The 23,345-nt window shown below is 44.1% G+C and carries 26 protein-coding genes, 1 pseudogene and 1 riboswitch; of the genes and pseudogenes, 21 read left to right on the forward strand and 6 right to left on the reverse strand.

Annotated features, from left to right (window positions below; all coding sequences use genetic code 11):
• Nucleotides 1-113 precede the first annotated feature (113 nt).
• From U2P91_RS03610 to U2P91_RS03660, 11 genes are all read left to right on the forward strand, one after another.
• Nucleotides 114-1,835, forward strand: coding sequence for an ABC transporter ATP-binding protein (locus tag U2P91_RS03610; protein WP_322519024.1), 1,722 nt, complete (start codon nt 114-116; stop codon nt 1,833-1,835).
• Between the two features lies 1 nt (nt 1,836).
• Nucleotides 1,837-3,603: an ABC transporter ATP-binding protein gene (locus tag U2P91_RS03615; RefSeq protein WP_322519025.1), complete on the forward strand. Its 1,767-nt coding sequence runs from the start codon at nt 1,837-1,839 to the stop codon at nt 3,601-3,603.
• Nucleotides 3,604-3,699: 96 nt separating this feature from the next.
• A complete protein-coding gene (locus tag U2P91_RS03620) occupies nt 3,700-3,909 on the forward strand; it encodes a DUF5320 domain-containing protein (protein ID WP_322519026.1) in 210 nt (69 codons plus the stop codon).
• Between the two features lie 18 nt (nt 3,910-3,927).
• Nucleotides 3,928-4,749 (forward strand): MBL fold metallo-hydrolase, encoded by an 822-nt coding sequence (locus U2P91_RS03625; protein ID WP_322519027.1) that lies wholly within the window; start codon nt 3,928-3,930, stop codon nt 4,747-4,749.
• A 26-nt stretch (nt 4,750-4,775) separates the two neighbouring features.
• The gene (locus tag U2P91_RS03630; RefSeq protein WP_111888799.1) at nt 4,776-5,267 is read left to right on the forward strand and encodes a flavin reductase family protein; all 492 of its coding nucleotides are present in this window, start codon (nt 4,776-4,778) and stop codon (nt 5,265-5,267) included.
• Between the two features lie 158 nt (nt 5,268-5,425).
• Nucleotides 5,426-5,604, forward strand: a riboswitch (cobalamin riboswitch).
• 151 nt (nt 5,605-5,755) lie between these two features.
• Nucleotides 5,756-6,580 carry a class I SAM-dependent methyltransferase gene (locus U2P91_RS03635; RefSeq protein WP_322519028.1) on the forward strand — a complete coding sequence of 275 codons (825 nt, stop codon included), beginning with the start codon at nt 5,756-5,758 and terminating at the stop codon, nt 6,578-6,580.
• Between the two features lie 2 nt (nt 6,581-6,582).
• A complete protein-coding gene (locus U2P91_RS03640) occupies nt 6,583-7,674 on the forward strand; it encodes a FecCD family ABC transporter permease (RefSeq protein ID WP_204355411.1) in 1,092 nt (363 codons plus the stop codon).
• Nucleotides 7,671-8,423 (forward strand): ABC transporter ATP-binding protein, encoded by a 753-nt coding sequence (locus tag U2P91_RS03645; RefSeq protein WP_111888801.1) that lies wholly within the window; start codon nt 7,671-7,673, stop codon nt 8,421-8,423. The genes U2P91_RS03640 and U2P91_RS03645 overlap by 4 nt, the downstream gene beginning before the upstream one ends.
• A gap of 18 nt (nt 8,424-8,441) precedes the next feature.
• Nucleotides 8,442-9,536 (forward strand): iron ABC transporter substrate-binding protein, encoded by a 1,095-nt coding sequence (locus U2P91_RS03650; RefSeq protein WP_111888802.1) that lies wholly within the window; start codon nt 8,442-8,444, stop codon nt 9,534-9,536.
• Between the two features lie 183 nt (nt 9,537-9,719).
• Nucleotides 9,720-10,139 carry a YjdF family protein gene (locus U2P91_RS03655; RefSeq protein WP_322519029.1) on the forward strand — a complete coding sequence of 140 codons (420 nt, stop codon included), beginning with the start codon at nt 9,720-9,722 and terminating at the stop codon, nt 10,137-10,139.
• A 15-nt stretch (nt 10,140-10,154) separates the two neighbouring features.
• Nucleotides 10,155-11,009: a YihY/virulence factor BrkB family protein gene (locus tag U2P91_RS03660; RefSeq protein ID WP_322519030.1), complete on the forward strand. Its 855-nt coding sequence runs from the start codon at nt 10,155-10,157 to the stop codon at nt 11,007-11,009.
• A 437-nt stretch (nt 11,010-11,446) separates the two neighbouring features.
• Here the strand turns inward: U2P91_RS03660 and U2P91_RS17950 are convergent.
• A pseudogene (locus U2P91_RS17950) lies at nt 11,447-11,686 on the reverse strand (catalase).
• Complete coding sequence (locus U2P91_RS03675; RefSeq protein WP_322519032.1) at nt 11,683-11,853, reverse strand: hypothetical protein; 171 nt, start codon at nt 11,851-11,853, stop codon at nt 11,683-11,685. Before U2P91_RS03675 ends, U2P91_RS17950 begins: the two are co-directional and overlap by 4 nt.
• Before the next feature lie 306 nt (nt 11,854-12,159).
• Here U2P91_RS03675 and U2P91_RS03680 point away from each other — a divergent pair, with 306 nt between their 5' ends.
• Together U2P91_RS03680 and trxA are read left to right on the forward strand one after the other, a co-directional pair.
• Complete coding sequence (locus tag U2P91_RS03680) at nt 12,160-13,014, forward strand: YihY/virulence factor BrkB family protein (RefSeq protein ID WP_322519033.1); 855 nt, start codon at nt 12,160-12,162, stop codon at nt 13,012-13,014.
• Nucleotides 13,015-13,198: 184 nt separating this feature from the next.
• Nucleotides 13,199-13,510, forward strand: coding sequence for a thioredoxin (gene trxA / locus U2P91_RS03685; protein WP_111888804.1), 312 nt, complete (start codon nt 13,199-13,201; stop codon nt 13,508-13,510).
• Nucleotides 13,511-13,586: 76 nt separating this feature from the next.
• Here the strand turns inward: trxA and U2P91_RS03690 are convergent, their stop codons facing one another.
• Nucleotides 13,587-14,261, reverse strand: coding sequence for a Crp/Fnr family transcriptional regulator (locus U2P91_RS03690; RefSeq protein ID WP_322519034.1), 675 nt, complete (start codon nt 14,259-14,261; stop codon nt 13,587-13,589).
• 111 nt (nt 14,262-14,372) lie between these two features.
• Here U2P91_RS03690 and eis point away from each other — a divergent pair, with 111 nt between their 5' ends.
• A complete protein-coding gene (gene eis, locus U2P91_RS03695) occupies nt 14,373-15,590 on the forward strand; it encodes a GNAT family N-acetyltransferase (protein ID WP_322519035.1) in 1,218 nt (405 codons plus the stop codon).
• Between the two features lie 48 nt (nt 15,591-15,638).
• On the opposite strand, the gene U2P91_RS03700 is transcribed toward eis, so the two are convergent.
• Genes U2P91_RS03700 through U2P91_RS03710 form a run of 3 tightly spaced genes read right to left on the reverse strand, consistent with a single transcriptional unit; the run spans nt 15,639 to nt 17,061 of the window.
• The gene (locus U2P91_RS03700; RefSeq protein ID WP_322519036.1) at nt 15,639-15,803 is read right to left on the reverse strand and encodes a DUF6132 family protein; all 165 of its coding nucleotides are present in this window, start codon (nt 15,801-15,803) and stop codon (nt 15,639-15,641) included.
• A gap of 9 nt (nt 15,804-15,812) precedes the next feature.
• A complete protein-coding gene (locus U2P91_RS03705; RefSeq protein WP_322519037.1) occupies nt 15,813-16,379 on the reverse strand; it encodes a TlpA disulfide reductase family protein in 567 nt (188 codons plus the stop codon).
• A 10-nt stretch (nt 16,380-16,389) separates the two neighbouring features.
• Nucleotides 16,390-17,061 (reverse strand): cytochrome c biogenesis CcdA family protein, encoded by a 672-nt coding sequence (locus tag U2P91_RS03710; RefSeq protein ID WP_322519038.1) that lies wholly within the window; start codon nt 17,059-17,061, stop codon nt 16,390-16,392.
• Between the two features lie 738 nt (nt 17,062-17,799).
• On the opposite strand from U2P91_RS03710, the gene U2P91_RS03715 reads away from it, so the two are divergent.
• The 7 genes from U2P91_RS03715 to rnfB all read left to right on the forward strand — a co-directional run bounded on the left by U2P91_RS03715 (nt 17,800) and on the right by rnfB (nt 23,221).
• Nucleotides 17,800-18,216, forward strand: coding sequence for a SoxR reducing system RseC family protein (locus U2P91_RS03715; protein ID WP_322519039.1), 417 nt, complete (start codon nt 17,800-17,802; stop codon nt 18,214-18,216).
• A gap of 80 nt (nt 18,217-18,296) precedes the next feature.
• Nucleotides 18,297-19,625 carry an electron transport complex subunit RsxC gene (gene rsxC, locus U2P91_RS03720; RefSeq protein WP_322519040.1) on the forward strand — a complete coding sequence of 443 codons (1,329 nt, stop codon included), beginning with the start codon at nt 18,297-18,299 and terminating at the stop codon, nt 19,623-19,625.
• 5 nt (nt 19,626-19,630) lie between these two features.
• Complete coding sequence (locus tag U2P91_RS03725; RefSeq protein WP_322519041.1) at nt 19,631-20,629, forward strand: RnfABCDGE type electron transport complex subunit D; 999 nt, start codon at nt 19,631-19,633, stop codon at nt 20,627-20,629.
• Entirely contained in the window at nt 20,626-21,192 is a 567-nt protein-coding gene (locus U2P91_RS03730; protein ID WP_322519042.1) for an FMN-binding protein, read from the forward strand. Before U2P91_RS03725 ends, U2P91_RS03730 begins: the two co-directional genes overlap by 4 nt.
• 1 nt (nt 21,193) lies before the next feature.
• Complete coding sequence (locus tag U2P91_RS03735) at nt 21,194-21,817, forward strand: electron transport complex subunit E (protein ID WP_322519043.1); 624 nt, start codon at nt 21,194-21,196, stop codon at nt 21,815-21,817.
• Entirely contained in the window at nt 21,817-22,395 is a 579-nt protein-coding gene (locus U2P91_RS03740; RefSeq protein WP_373484381.1) for an electron transport complex protein RnfA, read from the forward strand. The genes U2P91_RS03735 and U2P91_RS03740 overlap by 1 nt, the downstream gene beginning before the upstream one ends.
• A 13-nt stretch (nt 22,396-22,408) precedes the next feature.
• Entirely contained in the window at nt 22,409-23,221 is an 813-nt protein-coding gene (rnfB, locus tag U2P91_RS03745; RefSeq protein ID WP_322519044.1) for an RnfABCDGE type electron transport complex subunit B, read from the forward strand.
• The last annotated feature ends 124 nt before the right edge of the window (nt 23,222-23,345 follow it).

Consider the following 23,345-nt stretch of genomic DNA (forward strand, 5'->3'; position numbering starts at 1 on the left):
TGGGGTTGCTTTTTTGTTTGTCGAATGCAAAAAATCAGATGAATTTTCTTAAAAAAAAGCTTACAATAATAAAAGTGTAGCAAATAAGCAAAAAAATAGAGGGGAGGTAGAACATGAAACGAATCATTACAGAATATTTAAAACCCTATTATGGCCGGATGGCCTTTGGGGTATTCTTTAAATTTACCGGTTCGATCATGGATTTGATTATTCCCTCAATTCTGGCCACGATTATTGATCAGGTGATCCCGTTAAATGAATGGTTGCCGATATTTTATTGGGGCGTTGTGATGGTGGTCTGTGCGATCATCGGGCTGGTCTTTAACATTATTGCCAATCGTATGGCGGCCAGGGTGGCCAGTGATGCCACCGAGGTGATTCGGCATGATCTATTTGCCAAGGTAATGTATTTTTCCAATCACCAAATGGATACGCTAACCAAGCCGTCGGTAATTTCGCGGTTAACATCCGACACCTACATCATTCACCAGATGATTATCCGCATCCAAAGGCTGGGGGTTCGGGCACCGATTATGCTGGTTGGTGGTATCATTATCACGATGACCCTGGACCCGGTTTTGGCGACGGTACTAATTGGCATTATGCCCATTATGGCGGTATTGATTACCCTGGTTTCGAGAAAAAGCATGCCGCTTTTTGCTGGACTGCAAAAGGCGTTTGACGGCTTTGTCAGAGTGGTCAGAGAAGATATCAATGGCATCCGGGTGATTAAGGCCCTGTCTAAAACAGACTATGAGAAAAAACGGTTTGATGCCATTAATACCGATGTCGTAAACCGGGAGAAAAAAGCCCGGATGACGGTAGCGGTGATTTCGCCAGCCATGAATATCTGTCTGAATATGGGCTTGGTTGGGGTCGTGGTAATGGGGGCTTATGGTGTCAATAATGGTACCTCAGAAGTGGGGATCATTCTGGCTTTTATGACCTATTTTACGATTATTCTTCATGCCGTTGTAGCCATTTCCAGAATGTTTGAAATGTGGCCAAAGGCCACAGCTTCGGCAGATCGGATTATCCAGGCGTTAGATAGTGTGGATGCACTAAAAGTTCAGGAAGTAGCCGAAGTGATTAAAACGAACAAAACGGACGTTTTTGTGGAATTTAAAGAGGTCTCCTTTTCGTATAATAAAGAGGAACCTAATCTGAGCAATATTTCTTTTGCACTGGCCAAAGGGGAAACTTTGGGAATTATCGGTGAAACTGGTGCTGGCAAAACGACCCTGCTGAACCTGTTGATGCGGCTTTATGATGTGGACGAGGGGATGATTCTCATCGATGGTCGTGACGTTAGAACGATGGATCCCCGGGAATTGCATCAAAAGTTCGGGGTGGCCTTTCAGAATGATATGATCTTTGAAGCCACCATTGAGGAAAACATCGATCTGGGCAGAAATCTCTCTAAAGACGCCGTTACAGCAGCGATTGATTGTGCCGGTGCCAAAGAATTTGTGGATGAAAAATCAGGTAAGTCCTGCGAACAGCTGACTATCAAAGGTGCCAACCTCAGTGGCGGTCAAAAGCAACGGATTCTGATCGCCCGAGCACTGGCTTCGCGGCCGGAAATACTGGTGTTAGATGATTCATCGAGTGCCTTGGACTATCAAACAGATGCGGCTTTTCGCAAATCCATCAAGGAAAATTTTGATGATACCACGATTATTATTGTGGCTCAGCGGGTTAGTTCGATCCGCCATGCCGATCATATTCTGGTGCTTGAAAACGGTGCGATCATCGGCTATGGCAAGCATAAGCATCTGATGAAAAGCTGTGACGTTTATCGGGAAATCAGTCATTCCCAGATGGGGGTGTCCTGAGATGAGACGATCACAAAAATTTGAGAAACCGCAAAACCGCAAAGGTACCCTGATCCAGTTGGGCGGCTATCTGATGCGCTATAAATGGCGGTTGTTTGCGGCCATTGTCTTAACCATTGGAAGTAACCTCCTGGCACTGGTGGGGCCATTGCTTTCGGGTTACGCCATTGATGCCATCGAACTTGGAACCGGTCAGGTCAATTTTTCGCAGGTGTTTTATTACGCCTTCTGGATGGTCATTTTTTATATCGGCTCAGCCGGACTGACCTATATTCTGGAAGTGCTGATGATCCGGGTCAGCCGTCAGGTTACCTATGCGATGCGCAAGGATGTCTTTAATAAGCTGATGGATCTGCCGGTGGGGTATTTTGATCTGCATCAGACGGGCGACGTTATCAGCCGGATTACTTATGACATTGATACGGTCAATAGTTCGATTTCCAGCGACCTGATTCAGGTAGCCTCAGCAGTTATCACCGTCCTGGGTTCATTTTTGATGATGCTGGCGATTTCGCCTAAATTGGTGCTTGTTTTTGCTTTTACCGTACCGGCATCGATCTTTATGTCCCGTTACCTGGTTAAAAAAACCCGGCCCCTTTTTAGTCGGCGATCCCGAAAATTGGGGGAGCTCAATGGCTTTGTGGAGGAAATGGTGTCGGGCCAAAAGACCTTGAAAATATACGACCAGGAAGAGCATACCATTGAGAAATTCAATATTAAGAATAAAGAAGCGGTAGCGGCTTATTATCAGGCCGAATACTACGGCAGTATGATTTTTCCCACCATTAATTTTATTAACAACCTGTCTTTGGCCTGCATCAGTGTCTTTGGTGCACTATTATATCTGGCCGGAGCGATGTCGATTGGGCAGATTTCCTCCTTTGTGTTGTACTCCCGAAAGTTTTCCGGACCCATTAATGAGATGGCCAATATCATGAACGATCTGCAGTCGTCCCTGGCAGCGGCTGAACGGGTCTTTGCCTTGCTAAATGAACGGTCAGAGGCCAGAGATACAAAAAAAATGACAGCACTGACCAATGTAAATGGTGATATTGTTCTTAAAGATGTTCGGTTTAGCTATGATGCCAATCATGTAATTATTAAAAACCTCAGCTTGCAGGTAGAGGCGGGCAAGCTGATTGCCATCGTCGGCCCGACCGGGGCCGGGAAAACCACCATTATTAATCTGTTGATGCGCTTTTATGATACTGACGCCGGGAATATTTATGTCGATGGTAATGAGGTCCAGGAACTGACCCGGGACAGTCTGAGAAAATCCTTTGCTATGGTGCTTCAAGATACCTGGATTTTTCATGGTACGATTTATGAAAATCTGACTTATGGTAAAGAGAATGCCACAATGGCCGAGGTGGTGCAGGCGGCCAAAGCTGCCCGCATTCATTCGTTTATTGAGCATCTGCCCCATGGCTATGAAACTATTTTGAGTGATGAAGGAACCAATATTTCCAAGGGCCAGAAGCAGCTCTTGACGATTGCTCGGGCGATGTTGTTAAATGCCAAAATGCTGATCCTCGATGAGGCCACTTCCAACGTCGATACTCGCACCGAGAAAAAGATCCAGGAGGCCATGCGTCATCTGATGAAAGATAAAACCTGTTTTGTCATTGCTCATCGGTTGTCAACGATCCAGAATGCCGACTTGATTCTGGTAGTAGATCAGGGTGATGTGGTGGAACAGGGAACCCACGAAGAACTGATGGCGAAGGGCGACAGTTATTGGCAGATGTATCAGGCGCAGTTTGAGTAAGGTAATGGGAAATTAAAATAATTGTTGACATATGTTTGATAAACCTTATAATAAAAGTATAAATAACATATGTCAACAATAAAAGGAGGCATTAAAATGCCAGGAAGAGATCAAACAGGACCACATGGTCGGGGTTCCGGCAGTGGAAAAGGACTAGGTCGATGCTCGGGAATAAACGCATATGGGCTTGGAAAAGGCTGTGGCTGCGGACGAAGGTTGAATAAAGTTATTAAAAGAAACGCACCAGTGATGGACCAGGCAGATTTAGAAAAAACGAAGGGCCAGACAGAAAAAAGTGAAAACTAAAAGGCTGAGGGTGGCTAAATGAAAATTGTAACATTAGCTGAAAACACATCGGTGTCTGAAGAATTCAAAAATGAACATGGATTGAGTTTATACATTGAAACCGAAACCCATAAATTGCTATTTGATGTGGGTGCCAGCGGTCTGTTTGCAGAAAATGCAAAAAAACTGGGGGTTGACCTTTGCGAAGTGGATACCCTGGTCATTAGTCATGGTCATTATGATCATGGTGGTGGTTTAGAAACATTTCTTAAGATCAATGATAAGGCCGCAATCTATATCAATGGTCAAGCCTTTGAAAATCATTATTCTAAAAGAGCAGACGGGGAGGCCTATATCGGTCTGGATCAGGAACTGTTTTCTAATCCGCGCTTTATCTTTTTGGCAGCGGATTTCGTCATCGATGATGCTTTGTGCATTTTTTCAAATGTTCAGGGAGAACGCTGTTGCTCTACGGCCAACGCTGACCTGCTGATGGAAAAAGATGGGCTACGGATGGCAGATGATTTTTGTCATGAACAGAACCTGATCATCCGGGAAAGAAATCAGGTCGTGCTGGTGGCAGGTTGTGCTCATAAGGGAGTCGTTAACATTCTTGATCATATGGCATCAAACTATGATATGCAGCCGACTGTTGTCATTGGGGGATTTCATCTTTATAATCGCACCCGAAAAAAACCGGAGGCAAAAGAATTGATTGAGGAAATTGGTAACGAACTCAAAAAAACTGCGACAATTTATTACACCTGCCATTGTACTGGGAAAGAGCCTTATCAAATCCTAAAAATGATGCTGGGAGAACAGGTTAATTATCTGGCAACCGGTAGCCGGGTTATTATTTAAAAATAAAAAAGAACAAGGAGAAAATGATGAACAAAGTAAAAGGAAATATGAAGTCGTGTTTAAATCCAGTGGCTAAGGTGTTGGTATCTTGTCGGGGATTAAATGGCGAAAACAATGCCCTGGCGGTGGGCTATTGCGGAAACTGCAGTTATGATCCGCCGATGGTCATGGTCGGGATTGTACCCTCACGGTATTCGTATCATCTGATTAAAGAGTCCGGCTGTTTTGTGGTGAATCTGGTTGATCAAGCCTATGAAGAAACCTTTAAATATTTGGGTAGCCACAGCAAACGCGATGAAGATAAGCTGGCGGTGATGAAGGTCAATTTAGAAGAAGCTAAATTTGTCAATGCTCCGATTCTTGCCGATTGCCCAGTTAATATTGAATGTAGCATTGTAGACTCAATTGTCACCGGTTCTCACGAAATGTTTGTCGGAAAAATTGAGTATGTCCACGCCGATTCAAAAATGGTCAGTGACGATGGCTGTATTGATTTTTCACAGATAAAATTCTTATAAACAGATCAGAATATAGAGTTTTGTGGTTGACATAAAAAAATTATAATGGTATTATGTCAAAAACGTGTTAGTGGTTTGTAACATAAAAACACAGACAACTTATTGAAAACGTTAGCCTAAAAAATTTTGGGCGTTGATTTTATCAAATGAGTTTAATTTAATAACTTATCATTCAAGGTGCCGATCATGAAGATCGGAGAATAGGGAAGCTTAGAAAGCACGGACCCACCACTGTGAACAGGGACGAATTCTTAAAAAACCACTGGGCTAAAGCCTGGGAAGGTGAGAATAGGATGAACTGTTAGTCAGGAGACCTGCCTTGATTTAAAAAATATGCCAGGGGATGATTGGCCGCATGATTTAGAATACCTTGAGATGGGAAGGGTTTCTTTTATTAATAAAAGAAGCTCTTTTTTTATTTGCCCAGGGTAAGCGATTAAAGAAATTAAAAGCGTTTAAAATAATGAAAAAAGAAAAGAGGAGAAGCGATGACTTTTGAGGAAAAATGGGTTGACAACAAAAAAAAGACGGATCTAAATGAAACCCAGCAGTTTTGGGATGATCGGGCTTCGGAGTTTAATGAGATGGGAAAGAGGGAAATGGCTGATGATCCGGTACTGTCGCTTTTAAAAAGCAAGGATGCTATTTTCCCGGGAGCGAGAGTACTGGATATCGGATGTGGTGCTGGGCGCTATTCCAAAGAATTCTTAAAAATGGGCTGTGAAGTAGTGGGGATTGATATTTCCCCTAATATGATTGATTTTACAAAGGAAAATGCTGCCAGTGTAAAGGCTGATTTTTTTACGTTTAAGGTTATGCCCTGGGAAAAGGCGGATTTGGCCGCAGAAGGGTGGGAAGGCTATTTTGATCTCGTTTTTGCTTCTATGAGCCCAGCTATTAGCGGCCCCGAGGAATTAAAAAAAATGAATCAGGCCTCCAAAGGCTATTGTTTTATGAGTGGACACCTGATCAAAGAAGATAAAATTGGAAATGAACTACGAGTGGCACTGAATAAAGAAAACCGCACCGCTGACTACCGGAATACCTTATATTACGCCTTTAATATATTATGGGATATGGGCTTTTTTTCGGAGTTTCAACATAGTGAGAATCAACGGACAAAGATTTGGGAGCTGGAAAAAGCAACCAATTATTATGCCCATATGTTAAGGGCTACCGATGAAGAGACAAAACAGACGATTCGGGATTATCTTAAGAATAAAAGCAAAGACGGACAGATTGAAGATATAAACTATTCCAAAAACGGTCAATTGCTGTGGTCTGTTCTGTCTGCTCAAATAGACGGGAGATAAAGATGCTAAAAAAACCAAGTGCCGTGATTGAGGTGGAGGGCGACAGCCTGGAATTATACCAGAAATTCACGGGCAAAAAAACCGTGTTGATTCTCATTCTTTGCGCTTTGTTGCTGGTGGTAGCCATTTTTGCCATGAATAGTGGGGCCATGGAATTGGACCCCACCGACATTGTCAAAACCCTGATGAGCATTGGTACCGAAATCTCTAGTGTAGTGGTATGGCGGATTCGTCTGCCCCGAGTTTTGGCCGCGGTTATTGCCGGTGCAGGTTTGGCAGTGGCCGGATGTGTGATGCAAAATAATTTAAGAAATCCGTTAGCATCGCCTTCTACCTTGGGGATTTCCAGTGCAGCTGCCTTTGGTGCCAATATCGCTATTATTGTATTGGGTGCTGGGACGGTGCAAAGCTCGGCAGCGCAGCCGATTATTGTCAACAATCCTTATCTGGTAACGATTTTTGCCTTTGCTTTTTCCATGGGAGCGACCATGATAATTTTGCTGCTGTCCCGAATGCGCAGTTTTTCGCCGGAGTCTATTGTTCTGGCAGGGGTGGCACTGAGCTCTCTTTTTGGAGCAGGCACTACCTTGATTCAGTATTTTGCTGAATCAGTGCAGATTGCTGCCGCTATCTTCTGGACCTTTGGGGACCTGGGTCGGGCTGGCTGGACAGAGGTTTATATTTTGGCTGCGGTGGTGGGTCTTGCGATGATCTACTTTATGATGAAGCGTTGGGATTATAATGCACTGGACAATGGTGCCGATGCCGCTAAGAGTTTGGGGGTTAATGTCGAGCAAACCCGATTTGGCGGCATGCTGGTATCATCGATGATTACCGCAGTGACGGTATCATTTCTTGGTGTGATTGGGTTTATCGGTTTGGTGGCACCACAGATGGTCAGGCGGATCATCGGCGGGGATCATCGCTTTTTGATTCCCATTTCTGCCTTAATGGGGGCGCTTTTGTTGCTGGTCTCGGATACCTTTGCCCGAACGATTATTTCCCCCATTATATTGCCGGTGGGAGCAGTGACATCATTTTTAGGGGCACCCCTGTTTTTGTATCTCTTACTTAAAGGAGGTAAACGTCGTTGAATTTACAAGTTGAAGGATTGGCTTTTGATTATCCTTGCCAAAACGTCTTAAAAGGGATCTCTTTTTCCATGAAGCGCGGGGAATGTTTGGCGATACTGGGAACAAATGGCGCCGGGAAATCGACTTTGCTTAAGTGTATTAACAAAATCTTGAAGCCCCAGGGCGGGAGTGTCTTAATTGATCAGGAAAATATTAAAGCGTTTAAGCAGAGTGAGCTGGCCCAGAGAGTGGCTTATGTTTCTCAGAGTAATCAAAGTACAACCACGACAGTTTTTGATTCGATTCTGATTGGTAGAAAACCTTATATCAAATGGGATGTGGGGAAGAATGATTTAAATATTGTCAATGAGACCATCAAGATGTTAAATTTGGAAAAATTTGCATTAAAAAATGTCGATGAGTTAAGCGGCGGCGAATATCAGAAGGTGTTAATTGGTCGGGCATTAGCCCAGGAAACTGATGTGCTAATGCTGGATGAGCCAACGAGCAGCCTGGATCTAAAAAATCAATTGGAGGTGCTTCAATTGATCAAAGAAATTGCCTACCTTAAAAATATCACGGCGGTGGTAACTATTCATGATCTGAATCTGGCATTACGCTTTGCCGATCAGTATATTTTACTAAAAGACGGTGTTATCCATGCTGCCGGTGGGAAGGAGGTTATTACCGAAGCAAATATAAAAGAAGTATATGGGGTAGACGTAACGGTTGAGCAAGTCAACAATCGTTCGGTTGTGGTTCCAATATAAAAGAAGCGAGGAGAAGCGATGAAAAGAAAACGAATATTAGCTCTGGTGTTGTCGGCGGTGTTGATTTTAATGATGGCGGGCTGTTCTACCGAAGGGGGGACAACGGCAGATGAAATGATCACGGTTACCGATACCTTGGGTCGGACTGTCGAATTAGCAGGACCAGCGGAAAAAATTGTGGCAACCGGAGTTGGGGCCTTACGTTTATATACCTATGTTGGTGATGTAAAAAAAATTGTCGGAATTGAAGGCATTGATCAAAAGTCGTCAGTGGGCAAACCTTATGTTATTGCCAACCCCAGTTTTACCAGCCTGACCACAATTGGGGCTGGTGGTCCGAATAGTACTCTCGATCCGGAACAGATTCTTAAGGTTGAGCCGGATGTTATCTTTACAACCCTGGCCACCGATACTGCGGCAGCAGATGAACTTCAAAACAAAACGGGTATTCCGGTAATTGCTTTGAGCAGTGGTTCTTCGGGATTGTTTGATGATACTCTTTATCAGTCGTTGGCAGTTATTGGCCAGGTTATGGGGACCGACGAAAGAGCAACAGAAGTGGTTGATTTTGTAAAAGGTTATGAAGCTGATTTAAAAAAGCGAACAGAAGGGATCGATGATGGTGCAAAGGTAACCTCCTATGTTGGGGCATTGGGATCTAAAGGCGCCCAGGGAATTGAAAGTACCCGAGCTTTGTATCCGCCTTTTGTGGCTGTTGGTGCAATAAACGTTGTGGATCAGACGGGAAAAACCGGTAGTATGATGATTGATAAAGAACAATTGCTGCAATGGAATCCCAACAAGATATTCATCGATTTTGACGGGATTGAAAAAGTGAAAGCGGATATGTCGACAAATCCGGAATATTATCAAAGTCTCAGCGCTTTTAAAAACAATGATGTTGAGATGATTCTACCTTATATTTTATATGGAACAAATGTTGAAGTCGCCATTGCTGATGCTTATTCAATTGGAAAGGTGCTCTATCCAGATCAGTTCAAGGATGTCGAGCCTGGTGATATTATGGATGAAGTGTCAATGGAATTATTAGGTGCCAAGGTTTATGACCAGATGGTTAAAGATTATGGTGCTTATGGAAAATTGCCAAAGTAAATGATTGTCAAAAATGGCCGGAATGATCAAGTTATGCACTTGATCATTCCGGCCATCGTGTTATAATAACATCATAAGATAAAAACACAGTTCTGGTTGGTAGTCCAGACGCGGTTGATACCGTCAGTAACCTGCCTCCTAAGGTTGTCCGTTCTTTGTCACACATTCTAGGAGGAACTCGATATGGACAAAGTAACAGTTAAATTGACGGTTTTTTTTGACGACCCCTTTTGGGTTGGCGTCTTTGAAAGCACAGATGGTGATAGGCTAAAAGTTGCCAAGGTAACCTTCGGCTCAGAACCCAAAGATGGGGAAATCTATGATTTTCTGCTTAAAAATTACGACCAGCTTCAATTTAGCCAGCCGATTACGGATGAAAAGACGCTGGAAAAACGGATCAATCCCAAACGGATGAGGCGGAATATCAATCGGCAAATGGCAACAAAAAGCATTGGTACCAAGGCTCAACAGGCTTTAAAAGAAGAACAGGAAAACAAAAAGATGGCCCGGAAAGCGTTTAATCGGCAGAAAACAGAAGCAGAACGAAAACAACAATTTGAACTACGGCAGGAAAAGAAAAAGAAGAAACATCGGGGACATTAATCAGGAGGTGGTGCCATGAAGAAAGATAACCTCATTAAGTTGTTTAAAGATCTGTATGTCAGATTTTTAAACGATGATTTAATCTCGGTGGGCGCACAAATAACTTATTTCTTGCTCTTATCGATTGCTCCGTTTTTAATCTTTTTAATTACCCTGATTACGTTTATTCCACTGGGGGATTTTCAAAGCCAGTTTGAGCCTCTTTATGCGATCATGCCCGCAGAGGTGTACGAGATTCTCAGTTCGATCTTTGATCAGACCGTTAAAAACAGAAGCAGTGGTTTACTGGCCTTTGGGATTTTATTCGGATTATGGTCAGCCAGCACTGGCGTCAGCTATCTCATGCGTGGTGTCAACAAAGCCTATGACCAGGAAGAAACAAGGCCTTTCTGGAAAAAAAGTGTGGTTTCGTTAGTGATTACGCTTGAACTGAGCACTGTTATCATCGCTTCGATGATCCTGATTGTATTAGGCGGCATTCTCGGTTCAAAGGTTTTTGGCTTTTTTGGCGTTACGGAGACATTTGTAATGATTTGGGGTTATCTGAGATTCGTTATCGCCATATTTGCAATTATGATTGTTTTTGTATCCCTTTACTATAATGCCCCAAGCTGTCGATTAACGCTTAAAGAGGTGCTTCCTGGTACGATTACGGCCTCTGCCTGCTGGATTATCGTATCGATGGCATTTTCATTTTATGCTGATAATCTGGGCAACTACTCAGCGATTTATGGTAGCCTTGGTAGCGTAATTGCCTTACTTACCTGGATCTATTTGAGCAGTATTATATTTTTGCTGGGTGCTGAAATCAATGCGTCGCTAAAGTTCAGAAAAGAAGGCACTGAAAAAACAGTGTCTAAAATTTTTTAGAGAAGATAAGGAACGATCAAAGTTGCTTAGAAACAGCTTTGATCGTAAAGATTTTTTAGTATGAATAAAGAAACTTACTTTTACAGAATATTCATTCCAAACCATTTATTGCTGATTTTTTCATAGGTTCCATCCTCAATAATTGATTTTAATTCTTCCAGCAATTTTGGATCATCTTTACTAACAGTTATAGCTAGTTCTTCAGCATAAGCAATTCCCTAATCGGTCATAATGGGTTTGGTAACAACGCCCATTTTTTGCGATATCGATGTCAAATCCTGTCACTACGCCACCTTCACCGATATAATTAAATAGTGGGTAGGCACCAGTCATCGCGTATGTCATTCCCCCACTTGACTTAACCTTCCGATGACTTTGAGTGGCACCAGTTCTTCGGGAATCAGTTTGGTTGGATCCAAATGGTCAAAGGGGAATTTTTAAGCTTCCTCGGCGGTGAAAAGTTGAACGGCAAATCCCCACTCGGGGAAATTGCTGGCTTCAACCGCTTCAAACATATCTCTACGATGATAGTCCTGATCGGCTCGGGAAATTTTAACGGTTTCATCCCAAATGGTGGATTGTAATCCGAGTTTTTGATGCTAGTGAAATTTAACAAAGGTTGACTCTCCGGCCTGGTTACTCAGTTGGAAGCTATGGATTCCAAAGCCTTCAATCATCCGCAATGAACGGAGTTCTGATTATCAGAAATGGTAACGCCCTGATTTGTGGTCAGCTCAGGGTGCATGCCTCCGGCGCTCTGGTGAAGTTCGCCGCCAGCAGCCGGGGCCGCTTGTTTTGATGGGGCTGCTTTTTTGGGTTCGTTCGTACTACTTTTTTTACTCATTGCACTTTTAGTATAATCAAGAACAATATACGTTGAATTAAAGAATTTTGCAAATTGAACTGGCAATCGTGCTGTGTGCGGGCGATTAATAATCGCCCCTACTAGTTAACTCAACTTGTAGAGATCTTAATCATACTTTTCCTTTCTTTGTATTAAAATAGATGATATCTTATATAGTTAGGTATAATCAAAATGTCTCTTAAGTAAAGAATGATGATGAGTTTTATGGGTATAAAATAAGTATCGTCAAGATAGAAAGATAATAATCAACGTTTGAAACGGGGGATTATTTTAAGAGGACATACGATGAAGAAAGATAATCTTATAAAACTGCTTAAAGATTTGTACGTCCGATTTTCAAATGATGATTTACCCTCGGTTGGGGCACAGATCACTTATTTTTTGCTCCTGTCGATTGCACCGTTTCTTATTTTTTTAATTACCCTTATTAGTTTTATTCCGCTAGTGGATTTTCAGAGCCAGATTGAGCCGCTTTATGCCCTAATGCCAACAGCTGCGTCTGAAATTCTCAATGCCATCATTGAGCAGACCATGAAAAACAGAAGCGGTGCCTTGCTGACCTTTGGGGTATTATTCGCCTTATGGTCTGCCAGCACTGGGGTTAAATATCTAATAAGTGGTGTCAACAGAGCCTATGATCAGGAAGAAACGAGGCCTTTCTGGAAAAAAAGCTTGGTTTCACTCGCGATTACACTTGAGCTGAGCATGGTTATCATCGTTACGATGATCCTGATTATTTTTGGTGGTATTCTGGGTTCAGAGGTTTTTGGCTTTTTAGGCTTTTCCAAGACATTTTCAATGATTTGGAATTATCTGAGATTTGTTATTGCCATATTTGCCGTTATGATTGCTTTTGTATCGATTTACTTTAGTGCCCCAAGCTGTCGCTTAACGTTTAAAGAGGTGCTTCCTGGTGCCGTTGTTGCCACCTTCAGTTGGATCATCGTATCCATGGCCTTCTCGTTTTATGCCGATAACCTGGGCAACTACACAGCGGTTTATGGTAGCCTTGGTGGCGTAATTGCCTTACTTACCTGGATCTATATAAGTAGTATCATATTTTTGCTGGGAGCTGAAATTAATGCGTCGCTAAAGTTTAGAAGAGAAGGTATAAAAAAAACAGTGCTTAAAAATTTTTAGAACGGAAGTAGAAATGAAACGGCAATTTAAACTATGGTAGGAAAAAGAAGCTCCGGGAACATTGAATAGGCCCTCGCATAGCAAATAATAGAAAATATATGTAAATTTGTGATTAAGTTACGGATTATTAATCGAAAATGGTTATAATAAAGATATACACATTAACGATTAAGGAGATAAAGATATGAGTGCAGTAACAATTACAAAAGACAATTTTCAGCAAGAGGTAATTAATTCAGATAAACCGGTATTACTCGACTTTTGGGCACCCTGGTGTGGTCCCTGTAAAATGGTGACTCCCATTATTGATGAAATTGCTGATGAGGTGTTCACTTTAAAGGTCGGAAAAATAAATGTCGATGAACAACAGGAACTGGCCGCTGAATTTAAGGTCATGAGCATCCCCACCTTGGCAGTTATCAAAGGCGGTGTGGTGGTGAAAAAATCCGTGGGCGCAAAATCCAAAGCCGATATTTTAGATTTAGTAGCAGAGTAGCTACAAAAAGAGCAACCGAAAAATCGGTTGCTCTTTTAATTTTTTGGATGGCGTTTGGGGTGGCATTTTTGAGCTGCTAAATAATTCGCTTCAATTGAACCTTATCAATCACTTCAATTTTACCCCGGGACAGGTTTACATAGCCTTCGTTCTCAAAGTATTTAAGCATTCGGGAAACCACTTCCCGGGCGGAACCCACATACTTGGCAATTTGCTCATGGGTCATATTAACCGTGTTCGAACCGGTTCGGGTCACCTCATCGAGTAGGAAGATGGTCAGACGTTTATCAAAACTCATAAAAAGAATTTGCTGCATCGCCCACATCACATCCGAAAAGCGATCGATCATCGATTTATATGAAAAATTTTCGGCATAAATATTTTCGTTGCAAATCTGAGAAAAGACAGAGGACTTTAGCAAGAGCACGTCACAATCTGCTTCGACATCAATATGAACATCAAAGGTAATATTATCCAGGATACAAGAAGCAGATAAGATACAGACCTCATCAGTGCCCAGTCGATAAAGGGTGATATCCCGGCCATCTTCTGATAGAATATAGGTACGTAATTCGCCGCTTTTGATCAGCAGTATTCCGACGCAGTCATTTTCGCCACGATGAATATTATCACCCCGTTTATAGCTTACCGGCATGGCATTTTCCAAAAACATGGTTTTCTGATTTGGATTTAAATGATCCCAAAAGGTCAGCACCGTTTGGATAAAGGGTAGATCAAATTCTTTTAACATTTTTATACCTCGTCTACTGTTTAGGTATTAGTATAGCATAATTATTTTGATTCTACTTTAAAAATTAGGGTATTAAGTGGTACTATAAAGTATCAAAGCAAGGAGCGTTCTATGAATAAAGAGATAAGAAAAGATCTGGAACTAAGGCGGCTGGAAGCCAAGGACTTAACCCAGTTTAATGATATTTTGAGGTATGCCTTTCAGGTGACTGATGAACAGCTGTTAAAAGTGGGATGGAAACACGATGAGATTAAGCGGTCAAAATTTCCGATTCTGGAAAAAGCCGAGGTTATCGGCTGGTTTGAGGATGAGCGGCTGGCGGCCCAGATCGCTGTTTACCCGCTGCAGGTCAATATCAGCGGTAGTATCTATGAGATGGGGTATATTACCGGGGTGGCCACCTATCCGGAATACATGGGCCTGGGTTTGATGTCGGGGCTGATGAAAAAAAGCCTGGAAACGATGTACGGACGAAACCAGTGTGTTTCATTTTTATTTCCCTATTCACACCCGCTCTATCGTCACAAGGGCTGGGAGGTTGTCTCGGATAAGATGACCTTCCATATCCGCGACAATCAGCTGCCCCGGGACATTGACGTACCGGGACGGGTAAAACGGGTCAAGGAAAACAGTCCTGATCTGATCGCCCTGCACGACACCTTTGCCAGACAAACCCATGGCTGTCTGGTTCGCAATGAGCTGGTCTGGGAGGAATACTGGCGCTGGGATGTGGAGGATGTCACGACCGCCATTTATTATGGCGAAGATGATCAGCCCCGGGGCTATCTGGTTTATCTAATCGAAAATGATGTCTTTCATGTCAAAGAGATGGTTTATCTGAACCAGGAAGCCCGAAAAGGGCTCTGGGGTTATATTGCCGCCCATGAATCGATGATCAATGAAGTGGTGGGCAATAATTACAATAATCATACCGTCTCGTTTTTGTTCGGCGACAGTGATATGAAAGAAACCATCCGTCCCTATATTATGGCGCGGATTGTGGATTTTGAAGGGTTTTTCAAGCAGTATCATTTTTCTAACACCGAAATTAATGAGTCGGTGACTTTTGACATTGTCGACACCGTGCTGGAGTGGAATAATCGCAGCTTCACGGTTAAGTTCAGTCCCGGTCAGGCCCCGGCTTTAGTTAACGAACCCTCAGAAAACCGGGCCAAACTGGAAATCGGTATTTTGACCTGTATGCTGCTGGGTTATAAGCGGCCCACCTACCTCCAGCAAATTGAACGGCTGGAGGCCAGCAAAAAAACGGTGGCCATTCTGGAGAGTGTCATCGCCAATGAGAAAATTTATTTCTCGGATTATATTTAAGCACAAAAAAACGGTTGATGTGATCATCAATCGTTTTTTTTGTTTGTCTTAAAATGAAGAACTGATCATAAAACCGAGAATGGCTCCGTAAATGGCAGTTCGATGGGGTTTGGCGGTAATCGGGCAGCTGCCGTTGGGGCAGCCCACCAGTTTGTAATAGAGCAGCCCCAAAGCGGCACCGATAATTGTTCCAACGATTGTTTTTAATATCATAGTCGTCTCCTAATTTTTGATTGCTTCGATGCCGGACCGCAGGGTGGCTTCATCAATGGCGCCACGATAGCCGCTGACAATTTCACCCGCGGGGTTAATAAACAGGGTGGTGGGAATCGATGAAATGCCATAGGCGGTGCTGGCTTCAAATTCGGTATCAAAATAAATAGGGAAGTCGAAGCCCTGATTGGCGATGTATTGAAGGCCCTTGGCTTTTGTTTCCCGCTGCCCGTCAGTCTGATTGATCATCAGAAAGACGACCTCATCTTTTTGATCCTGATAGACGGTGTTGAAGTGGGGCATTTCGCTTTTACAGGGCGGGCACCAGGAGGCCCAGAAGTTAAGCACCACCGGTTTCCCGGCAAAATCAGAGAGCTTCACCGGCTTGCCGGCCTGATCAAAGACCGTGAAATCCGGGGCTGCCTGGAGCTCATCGGTCGGCGCTGAGTCGGTGCTGTTTGAGCCCGGAGCTTGGGGGTTAAAGGTTTGGGACAAGGCGCTGTAGCCCCAATAAACGATGGCCAGAAAGGCCGCAAAGACGACGATGGTGATAATGGTTTTGGTTTGTTTAGTCATAATATGCTCCTTAAAAAGTTAAAAGTGACAGAAAATATCCCAACATACCGGTGGCCATCAGCAGCCCGATGATAATTAACAGTCCGCCGGAAATACGATTGATGATCAGATAATTCCGCTTAATAAAATCAAAGGTCGATTTCATCCGATCAATCAAAATGGCCGAAACCACAAAGGGAATTCCCAGACCGAGGGAAAATGATAACAGCATCAAAATACCCTTGAGTGTATCACCGCTGGAGGCCGCCATCATCAGGGCTGAGCCCAGAAAAGCGCCGACACAGGGAGTCCAGCCGAGGGAAAAGACGATCCCAAAAAGGATGGCCGAAAAGAAACCGGGAGGGGAATGATCGAGGTCTATTTGGCGGTTGGTATTCAGAAATGGGATCTTCAGCAGATCCAAAAAATTCAAGCCAAACAGGATGATAATGATGCCGCCGACGACATTGACAATGGTGCTGTATTCAATCAAAACACTACCAATCGTGCCGGCAAAAGCACCAAGCAAAACGAAGACCACCGTAAAGCCGAGAACAAAACCTAAGGCATTGATGACCGCGGTGTACTTATTGTCGTCATGGGATTGGCCGGCAAAATAGGAGATATAAATGGGCAGCATTGGCAAAAGACAAGGTGATATAAAGGTGATAATTCCTTCCAAAAATGCAATAAAATAATCCATACAGCCTCCTTTTTTGGATCAGGATCCGAGTAACCTTAATGAAATAAAACAATTAAGGTTTTTTTTATTGTATCAAAAGCTCATTTTTAAATCCGTGATCAGATCACATTAGCTATATTATGACAATTGAATCTTAAAAATGAAAGAAAGCTTTAATAAAAAAGGGGCGAATTATTTAATAAAACATAAACTTTGTTAAATAAATAGCGAAGTTTAATTAAAAAGGCCGGAAAGATGTGTGATTTTTCTTCTATTCAATTAACCTGGTTAAACTTTGAGGGTAAAAATTCGCTAAGTTGCAACGATAAGGGGTTGTCGAGATTATCGATTGTTAATATTTATACTATCTCAGAAATAAGACGAAAAATCTGAGCTAACAAAATCTGGTTCGGTTTTTAACTTTAAGTAAACGTTTTAATGGATTTTCGTAAAGTCGTCAAGAAAGGGTGAATTATTACTCTGGTATAGCGGTGTTAAAGGGTGTAACACAACCTCGGATAAATTCCATATTTCCTCTTGTAATTCAATTTTTTGAAGGTATAATTAAGTTCGATTTGAGGCCCCCAAAAAGACAAAATAAGAACGCCTTATTTAATAAGAAGAAAGTTGACAAAAAAGGCCGATACCCTGACTGGAACAATAATATAAAGTTTAATTAAGTTGTTGCATGATAGAAGCAAATACAATGAACTGGCGAGGATACATAATAAATCGAGTAGAATGTTGGAGTGAAACGAAATGCGTAGAGAAGAGACCGGAATTGTCATCGAAACCAGTGAAAATAAGGCAAAAGTTAAAGCCAGTCGTCACGGCGATTGCGAAAACTGTGGGGTCTGTCCAGGTGATAACGCCATGGTTGTCGATGTTCAAAACCCCATTGACGCCAAAATTGGTCAGCGGGTGGCTTTTGAAATACAGGAAGTGAACATGCTGTTGGCAGCTTTTGTGGTTTACATTATGCCGCTGCTGGCCATTTTCGCGGGAGCCATCAGCGGCGGAATGCTTGGGAATAATCTGGGACAAAATGTCCTGGCCTGTCAAATCGGCGGCGGAATATTTTTCTTTGCCATCGCAGTGGTCTACATGAAACGCTACGATCGGGCTGTGAAGAAAAATGATAAGCTGCTGCCGGTGATCACAAAAATCGTGAATTAATCGAGCTGGGCCAAACAAATCAAATAGATTGATGGAAATAGAACAATTAAATTAACAAAGGAAAAAAAGAGGTATGAAAGATGATTAAATCATTTCGCGGCGGGGTTCATCCCAAAGACAGCAAATCCTATACTTCGGGAAAACCCATTGAAACGGTCCCGTTGCCAGAGGTTGCGGTTATTCCCATGAGACAGCATATCGGCGCAGCCAGTGTACCGATCGTAAAAAAGGGGGATCTGGTCAAAAAAGGTCAGGTGATTGGCGAAGCGGATGGATTTGTCTCCAGCAATGTCCATGCTTCCATATCCGGACAGGTTATCGATGTGGGTAGTCATCCTCATCCCATCTTTGGCAAATGCGAGGCGGTTGTCATCAGCAATGATGGAAAAGACGAATGGCTAGAAGGACTTCCGCTGATACGCAATTGGGAACAACTGGAAGTCGCACAATTATTGAAAATCATTAGCGAGGCTGGAATCGTCGGAATGGGGGGCGCCACTTTTCCAACCCATGTAAAATCAACCCTGCAAAAAGACAAGCATGTGGACCTCATGGTTTTGAACGCCGCCGAATGCGAACCCTATTTAACCGCCGATCATCGGATGATGCTGGAAGAAGGTCCCCGCATTGTTACCGGGGTAAGAATCGCCATGAAAGTCCTGGGAGTAGAGAAATGTCTGGTAGGAATTGAGGATAATAAAAAAGATGCGATTGAAAAGATGACCGCAGCTTTTGCCGGGTTGCCGGTGGAAGTCGTGGCACTGCCCACAAAATATCCCCAGGGAGCTGAAAAAATGCTCATCAATGCCGTGTCGGGAAGAATTATTCCTTCCGGCGGACTGCCCATGGATGTGGGCGTGGTGGTCCAGAATGTTGGAACCGTGGCGGCCATCTGTGATGCCGTAACCCAGGGTATTCCGCTGATCGAGCGGGTAACGACGGTCAGCGGCGGCAGTATCAAATCCCCGAAAAATATCAGGGTGCGAATCGGCACACCTTTTAGGGAAGCGATTGAGTTTTGTGACGGATTTTCAACCCGTCCGGAGAAAATAATTATGGGCGGACCGATGATGGGGATGGCCGAACCGAATATTGATATTCCCATTATTAAGGGTGTATCCGGCATTCTAGCCATTGCCAAGGGGGAAGCTAATACCGGCAAAGAGGCCTCATGCATTCGCTGTGGCCGATGTGTTAATGCCTGTCCGATGGGTTTAAATCCCAGTATGCTCAGTATTTTAAGTGAACGCGGTCTTTATGAAGAGGCTCGGGAAGATTACGGACTTTTTGATTGTGCCGAATGCGGCAGCTGCGTTTTTGCCTGTCCGGCCAAACGCAATATTGTCCAGTATGTTAAATACAGCAAAGCCCAGAATACGGCTGCAAAATTGAAAGAAAAACGAGGTTGAACATCATGGTTGATACAACAATCAATGATAAAATGTTTAATGTTTCGATGTCACCCCATATTCGTGATAATGAATCTATTTCAAAAATTATGTGGACGGTGATGATCGCCCTGACGCCGGCAGCCCTATTTGGCGCCTTCAATTTTGGCTATCGGGTTCTGATTGTGCTGTTAATTGGGATGGGTTCAGCGGTTCTATTTGAATATCTGACTCAGAAAATCAGAAGAAAAACCATCACCATTCGTGACGGCAGTGCCTGTTTAACGGGACTGCTGCTGGCGATGTGCCTGCCGCCGACGATTCCCTTTTATATGCCGGTAGTGGGTTCATTTATTGCTATTGTCATCGCCAAACACGCCATGGGCGGCTTGGGCTTTAATATCTTTAATCCGGCCCATATCGGGCGGGCGGCATTAATGATTTCCTGGCCGGTGGCGATGACAACGTGGAGTAAGATGACCACCGGGGTGGATGTGGTGTCAACGGCGACGCCCCTTAATATTTTAAAACAGCAGGGCTATCAAAAACTGATCGAGACTTTTGGTTCCGCCCCGGATATGTATCAGGCCCTTTTCCTGGGCACCAGAAACGGGAGCATCGGCGAAACATCGACGGTATTGCTGCTACTGGGCGGGTGTTTTTTAATCTATAAAAAATACATTAACTGGCAGTTGCCGGTGGTGATGGTTGGCACGGTGGGGATCCTGACCTGGGTCTTTGGTCCGGCGGGACTCTTTACCGGCGATCCGCTTTTTCATATGATGGCCGGGGGACTGATCATCGGCGCCTTTTTTATGGCCACCGATATGGTGACCATTCCGATTACTATTAAGGGTCAGGTGATTTTTGCCTTAGGGGCGGGGATTCTTACCGTTCTGATTCGTTTAAAGGGCGGCTATCCGGAAGGGGTTTGCTATTCGATTTTATTGATGAACAGCATCACACCACTGATTGACCGATTTGTTCAGCCAGTCCGATTTGGTCTGAGGGGGGAAGTAAAATGACAGAACAACACGGAACTAAGCACTATTCCATTTTTCAGATCGCCATCAATCTGGCCATTGCCTGTTTTATTTCGGGTGCGATTATAGCCGTGACTTATTATTTCACCGCCCCGATCACCCGGCAAAATACCGAAAATACCAAAACTGAAATGATGCAGGAGCTGGTCGCTGAATCGGATCAGTTTGTCCCGGTGCCGGGAAAAACCGACTGGTTTATTGCCAACAAAAACGGCGCGGCGATCGCCTATGTCATCCCGGAAGACACCAAGGGTTATGGCGGCACCATCAAAATGCTGGTGGCGATATCGCCGGAAGGCAAGGAGATTGACTATCAGATCTTGTCGGCCAACGAAACCCCAGGACTGGGCGACAGCGTGGCTAAAGATGAATTCAAAAAACAATTCCAGGGTAAAACGGCGGCGGCCATGGTCGTGACCAAAGATCCGGCCAATACGGAGAATATCCAGGCCATTACTGGGGCCACCATTTCGTCGCGAGCCGTTACGGCCGGGGTGAAGGCCGCTGAAACAGCGGTTATGGAATATTTGGAGGCACAGAACTAAGATGAAAAATTTATGGGATATCTTTAAAAAAGGCGTGATTGTGGAAAACCCTATTTTTGTACTGGCACTCAGTCTGTGTCCGGCGCTGGCAGTCACCGCCTCGGCGATTACCGCCTTAACGATGGGGCTTTCAGTGATGTTTGTGATTACCGCCAATAATGTGGTGGTCTCACTGACCCGGAAACTGGTCAACCCCAAAGTCCGGGTACCAGTTTATATTACCTCGATTGCCACCATCGTCACCCTGGTGCAGCTGTTGCTCCAGGCTTTTGCGCCGGAGCTTTACAAGGCCCTGGGCATTTATCTGGCGTTAATTGTCGTGTTCGCCATTATACTGGCCCGGGCTGAGGTGTTTGCATCAAAGAACTCGGTAATCCCCTCATTTTTTGATGGTCTGGGAATGGGCACCGGCTTTACCCTGGCGTTGTTGCTGATTGGCTGTATTCGGGAACTGCTGGGGGCCGGGTCGATTTTTGGGGTCCCGGTCATTGGTGACTGGTATGATCCGGCGTTAATTATGATCCTACCAGCCGGTGGTTTTATCTTAATCGGCTATCTGGTTGGCGGCTTTAAAATGCTGACCGAATATATGGAAAAAGCAGAAGCAAAAAAGGGTGATGCATAATGGAATATTTTACTTTATTTATCAGTGCGGTGATTGTTAACAATTTCGTCTTAACAAAATTTCTGGGATTATGTATTTTTTTTGGGGTGTCAAAAAACCTCAATGCGTCAATTGGCATGGGGATGGCGGTTACTTCGGTGATGACCTTGAGTTCAATGCTGGCCTGGGTGGTTTACAATTTTGTACTGGTCCCGTTGAATCTGACCTTTATGACAACGGCGGTATTTGTCTTGCTGATTGCCAGCTTTGTTCAGTTGCTGGAAATGATTATCAAAAAACAGGCCCCGGCCCTTTATAACATGTGGGGCATTTATCTGCTGCTGATTGCCACCAACTGTGTTGTTCTGGCAGTGCCGCTGCTAAATGCGGAATCCAGCTTTTCGTTCTTAAAAAGTGTGGTTTATGCGGTGGGTTCCGGTCTGGGTTTTGCCCTGGCGATTGTTTTAATGGCCAGCCTGAGAGAAAAACTGCGCCTGGCCGATGTCCCTAAACCGCTGGAAGGACTGGGCATCGCCTTTATCCTGGCAGGGATGCTGGCCCTGGCCTTCACTGGTTTTTCAGGCATGATAACATTGTAGAGGAGTGACAGAGATGGAAACAGCAATAATGGTTGTCATTGTGATGACCGCGATCGGGTTGGTATTTGGTCTGATTCTGGCATTTGCCGACAAAAAATTCTCAATTGAAGTGAATCCGCTGATTCACATTGTCGATGATATTCTGCCCAAGGGGCAGTGTGGCAGCTGTGGTTATGCCGGCTGTCTGGCCTATGCCGAGGCGGTGGTCTTAAACCCGGAGGTGGCCCCAAATTTATGTATCCCCGGGAAAAAACCGGTGGCCGATCTGGTGGCCGAATTAACTGGCAAATCAGCGCCGGAAATTGAACCGCGGATTGCCCAGGTGCGCTGTAAAAATACCATTACCCATGCGATTAAGAAATATAATTATGCCGGCGTGGAAGATTGTATTGCTGCCAGCCTGATTCAGGGCGGGCCCAAGGGCTGTGAATACGGCTGTGTTGGTTTTGGTACCTGTGTCCATAGCTGTCCCTTTGGGGCGATGGTCATGGGCGAGGATCATCTGCCGTTGGTGGATGAAAAGAAGTGTACCGGCTGTGGCAAGTGCGCCACCGTTTGCCCCAAGGCGATTATTCATATGACCCCCATTGGGGCCCCGGTGGCGGTGCTCTGTAATTCCCGGGACAAGGGCGTCGTTGCCCGTAAACTGTGTTCGGTGGATTGTCTGGGCTGCGGATTGTGCGGTAAGAGCTGTTTGTTTGAGGCGATCACAGTTGAAAATAATCTGGCGGTGGTTGATCCGAAAATATGCATGGAAAAATGCGCCAAGCCAACCTGTCTGGAAAAGTGTCCGACTGGAGCGATCTATGATTTGAGAACGGTGTGAAATTTTAATCGTTAAACTAACGCAAGCATAAAAAAAACAGCCGGTCCGGATGACCGCGCTGTTTTTTTATATTAGGAATGAAAAGAAAAAGAGGAGATGTTTATCTCTTGTCTTTATCTTAGGC

Source organism: Acetobacterium sp. K1/6, from assembly GCF_034438075.1.
Classification (GTDB): Bacteria; Bacillota; Clostridia; order Eubacteriales; family Eubacteriaceae; genus Acetobacterium; species Acetobacterium carbinolicum.

What these genes read in the sequence shown, in the direction of transcription:
- U2P91_RS03650 (WP_111888802.1), top strand. Translation starts at nt 8,442, where the DNA reads ATGAAAAGAAAACGAATATTAGCTCTGGTGTTGTCGGCGGTGTTGATT.
- U2P91_RS03735 (WP_322519043.1), top strand. Translation starts at nt 21,194, where the DNA reads ATGAAAAATTTATGGGATATCTTTAAAAAAGGCGTGATTGTGGAAAAC.
- eis (WP_322519035.1), top strand. Translation starts at nt 14,373, where the DNA reads ATGAATAAAGAGATAAGAAAAGATCTGGAACTAAGGCGGCTGGAAGCC.
- U2P91_RS03730 (WP_322519042.1), top strand. Translation starts at nt 20,626, where the DNA reads ATGACAGAACAACACGGAACTAAGCACTATTCCATTTTTCAGATCGCC.
- U2P91_RS03705 (WP_322519037.1), bottom strand. Translation starts at nt 16,379, where the DNA reads ATGACTAAACAAACCAAAACCATTATCACCATCGTCGTCTTTGCGGCC.
- U2P91_RS03700 (WP_322519036.1), bottom strand. Translation starts at nt 15,803, where the DNA reads ATGATATTAAAAACAATCGTTGGAACAATTATCGGTGCCGCTTTGGGG.
- U2P91_RS03680 (WP_322519033.1), top strand. Translation starts at nt 12,160, where the DNA reads ATGAAGAAAGATAATCTTATAAAACTGCTTAAAGATTTGTACGTCCGA.
- rsxC (WP_322519040.1), top strand. Translation starts at nt 18,297, where the DNA reads ATGATTAAATCATTTCGCGGCGGGGTTCATCCCAAAGACAGCAAATCC.
- U2P91_RS03640 (WP_204355411.1), top strand. Translation starts at nt 6,583, where the DNA reads ATGCTAAAAAAACCAAGTGCCGTGATTGAGGTGGAGGGCGACAGCCTG.
- U2P91_RS03660 (WP_322519030.1), top strand. Translation starts at nt 10,155, where the DNA reads ATGAAGAAAGATAACCTCATTAAGTTGTTTAAAGATCTGTATGTCAGA.
- U2P91_RS03615 (WP_322519025.1), top strand. Translation starts at nt 1,837, where the DNA reads ATGAGACGATCACAAAAATTTGAGAAACCGCAAAACCGCAAAGGTACC.
- U2P91_RS03675 (WP_322519032.1), bottom strand. Translation starts at nt 11,853, where the DNA reads ATGAGTAAAAAAAGTAGTACGAACGAACCCAAAAAAGCAGCCCCATCA.
- U2P91_RS03690 (WP_322519034.1), bottom strand. Translation starts at nt 14,261, where the DNA reads ATGTTAAAAGAATTTGATCTACCCTTTATCCAAACGGTGCTGACCTTT.
- U2P91_RS03740 (WP_373484381.1), top strand. Translation starts at nt 21,817, where the DNA reads ATGGAATATTTTACTTTATTTATCAGTGCGGTGATTGTTAACAATTTC.
- U2P91_RS03610 (WP_322519024.1), top strand. Translation starts at nt 114, where the DNA reads ATGAAACGAATCATTACAGAATATTTAAAACCCTATTATGGCCGGATG.
- trxA (WP_111888804.1), top strand. Translation starts at nt 13,199, where the DNA reads ATGAGTGCAGTAACAATTACAAAAGACAATTTTCAGCAAGAGGTAATT.
- rnfB (WP_322519044.1), top strand. Translation starts at nt 22,409, where the DNA reads ATGGAAACAGCAATAATGGTTGTCATTGTGATGACCGCGATCGGGTTG.
- U2P91_RS03635 (WP_322519028.1), top strand. Translation starts at nt 5,756, where the DNA reads ATGACTTTTGAGGAAAAATGGGTTGACAACAAAAAAAAGACGGATCTA.
- U2P91_RS03620 (WP_322519026.1), top strand. Translation starts at nt 3,700, where the DNA reads ATGCCAGGAAGAGATCAAACAGGACCACATGGTCGGGGTTCCGGCAGT.
- U2P91_RS03655 (WP_322519029.1), top strand. Translation starts at nt 9,720, where the DNA reads ATGGACAAAGTAACAGTTAAATTGACGGTTTTTTTTGACGACCCCTTT.
- U2P91_RS03625 (WP_322519027.1), top strand. Translation starts at nt 3,928, where the DNA reads ATGAAAATTGTAACATTAGCTGAAAACACATCGGTGTCTGAAGAATTC.
- U2P91_RS03725 (WP_322519041.1), top strand. Translation starts at nt 19,631, where the DNA reads ATGGTTGATACAACAATCAATGATAAAATGTTTAATGTTTCGATGTCA.
- U2P91_RS03715 (WP_322519039.1), top strand. Translation starts at nt 17,800, where the DNA reads ATGCGTAGAGAAGAGACCGGAATTGTCATCGAAACCAGTGAAAATAAG.
- U2P91_RS03710 (WP_322519038.1), bottom strand. Translation starts at nt 17,061, where the DNA reads ATGGATTATTTTATTGCATTTTTGGAAGGAATTATCACCTTTATATCA.
- U2P91_RS03630 (WP_111888799.1), top strand. Translation starts at nt 4,776, where the DNA reads ATGAACAAAGTAAAAGGAAATATGAAGTCGTGTTTAAATCCAGTGGCT.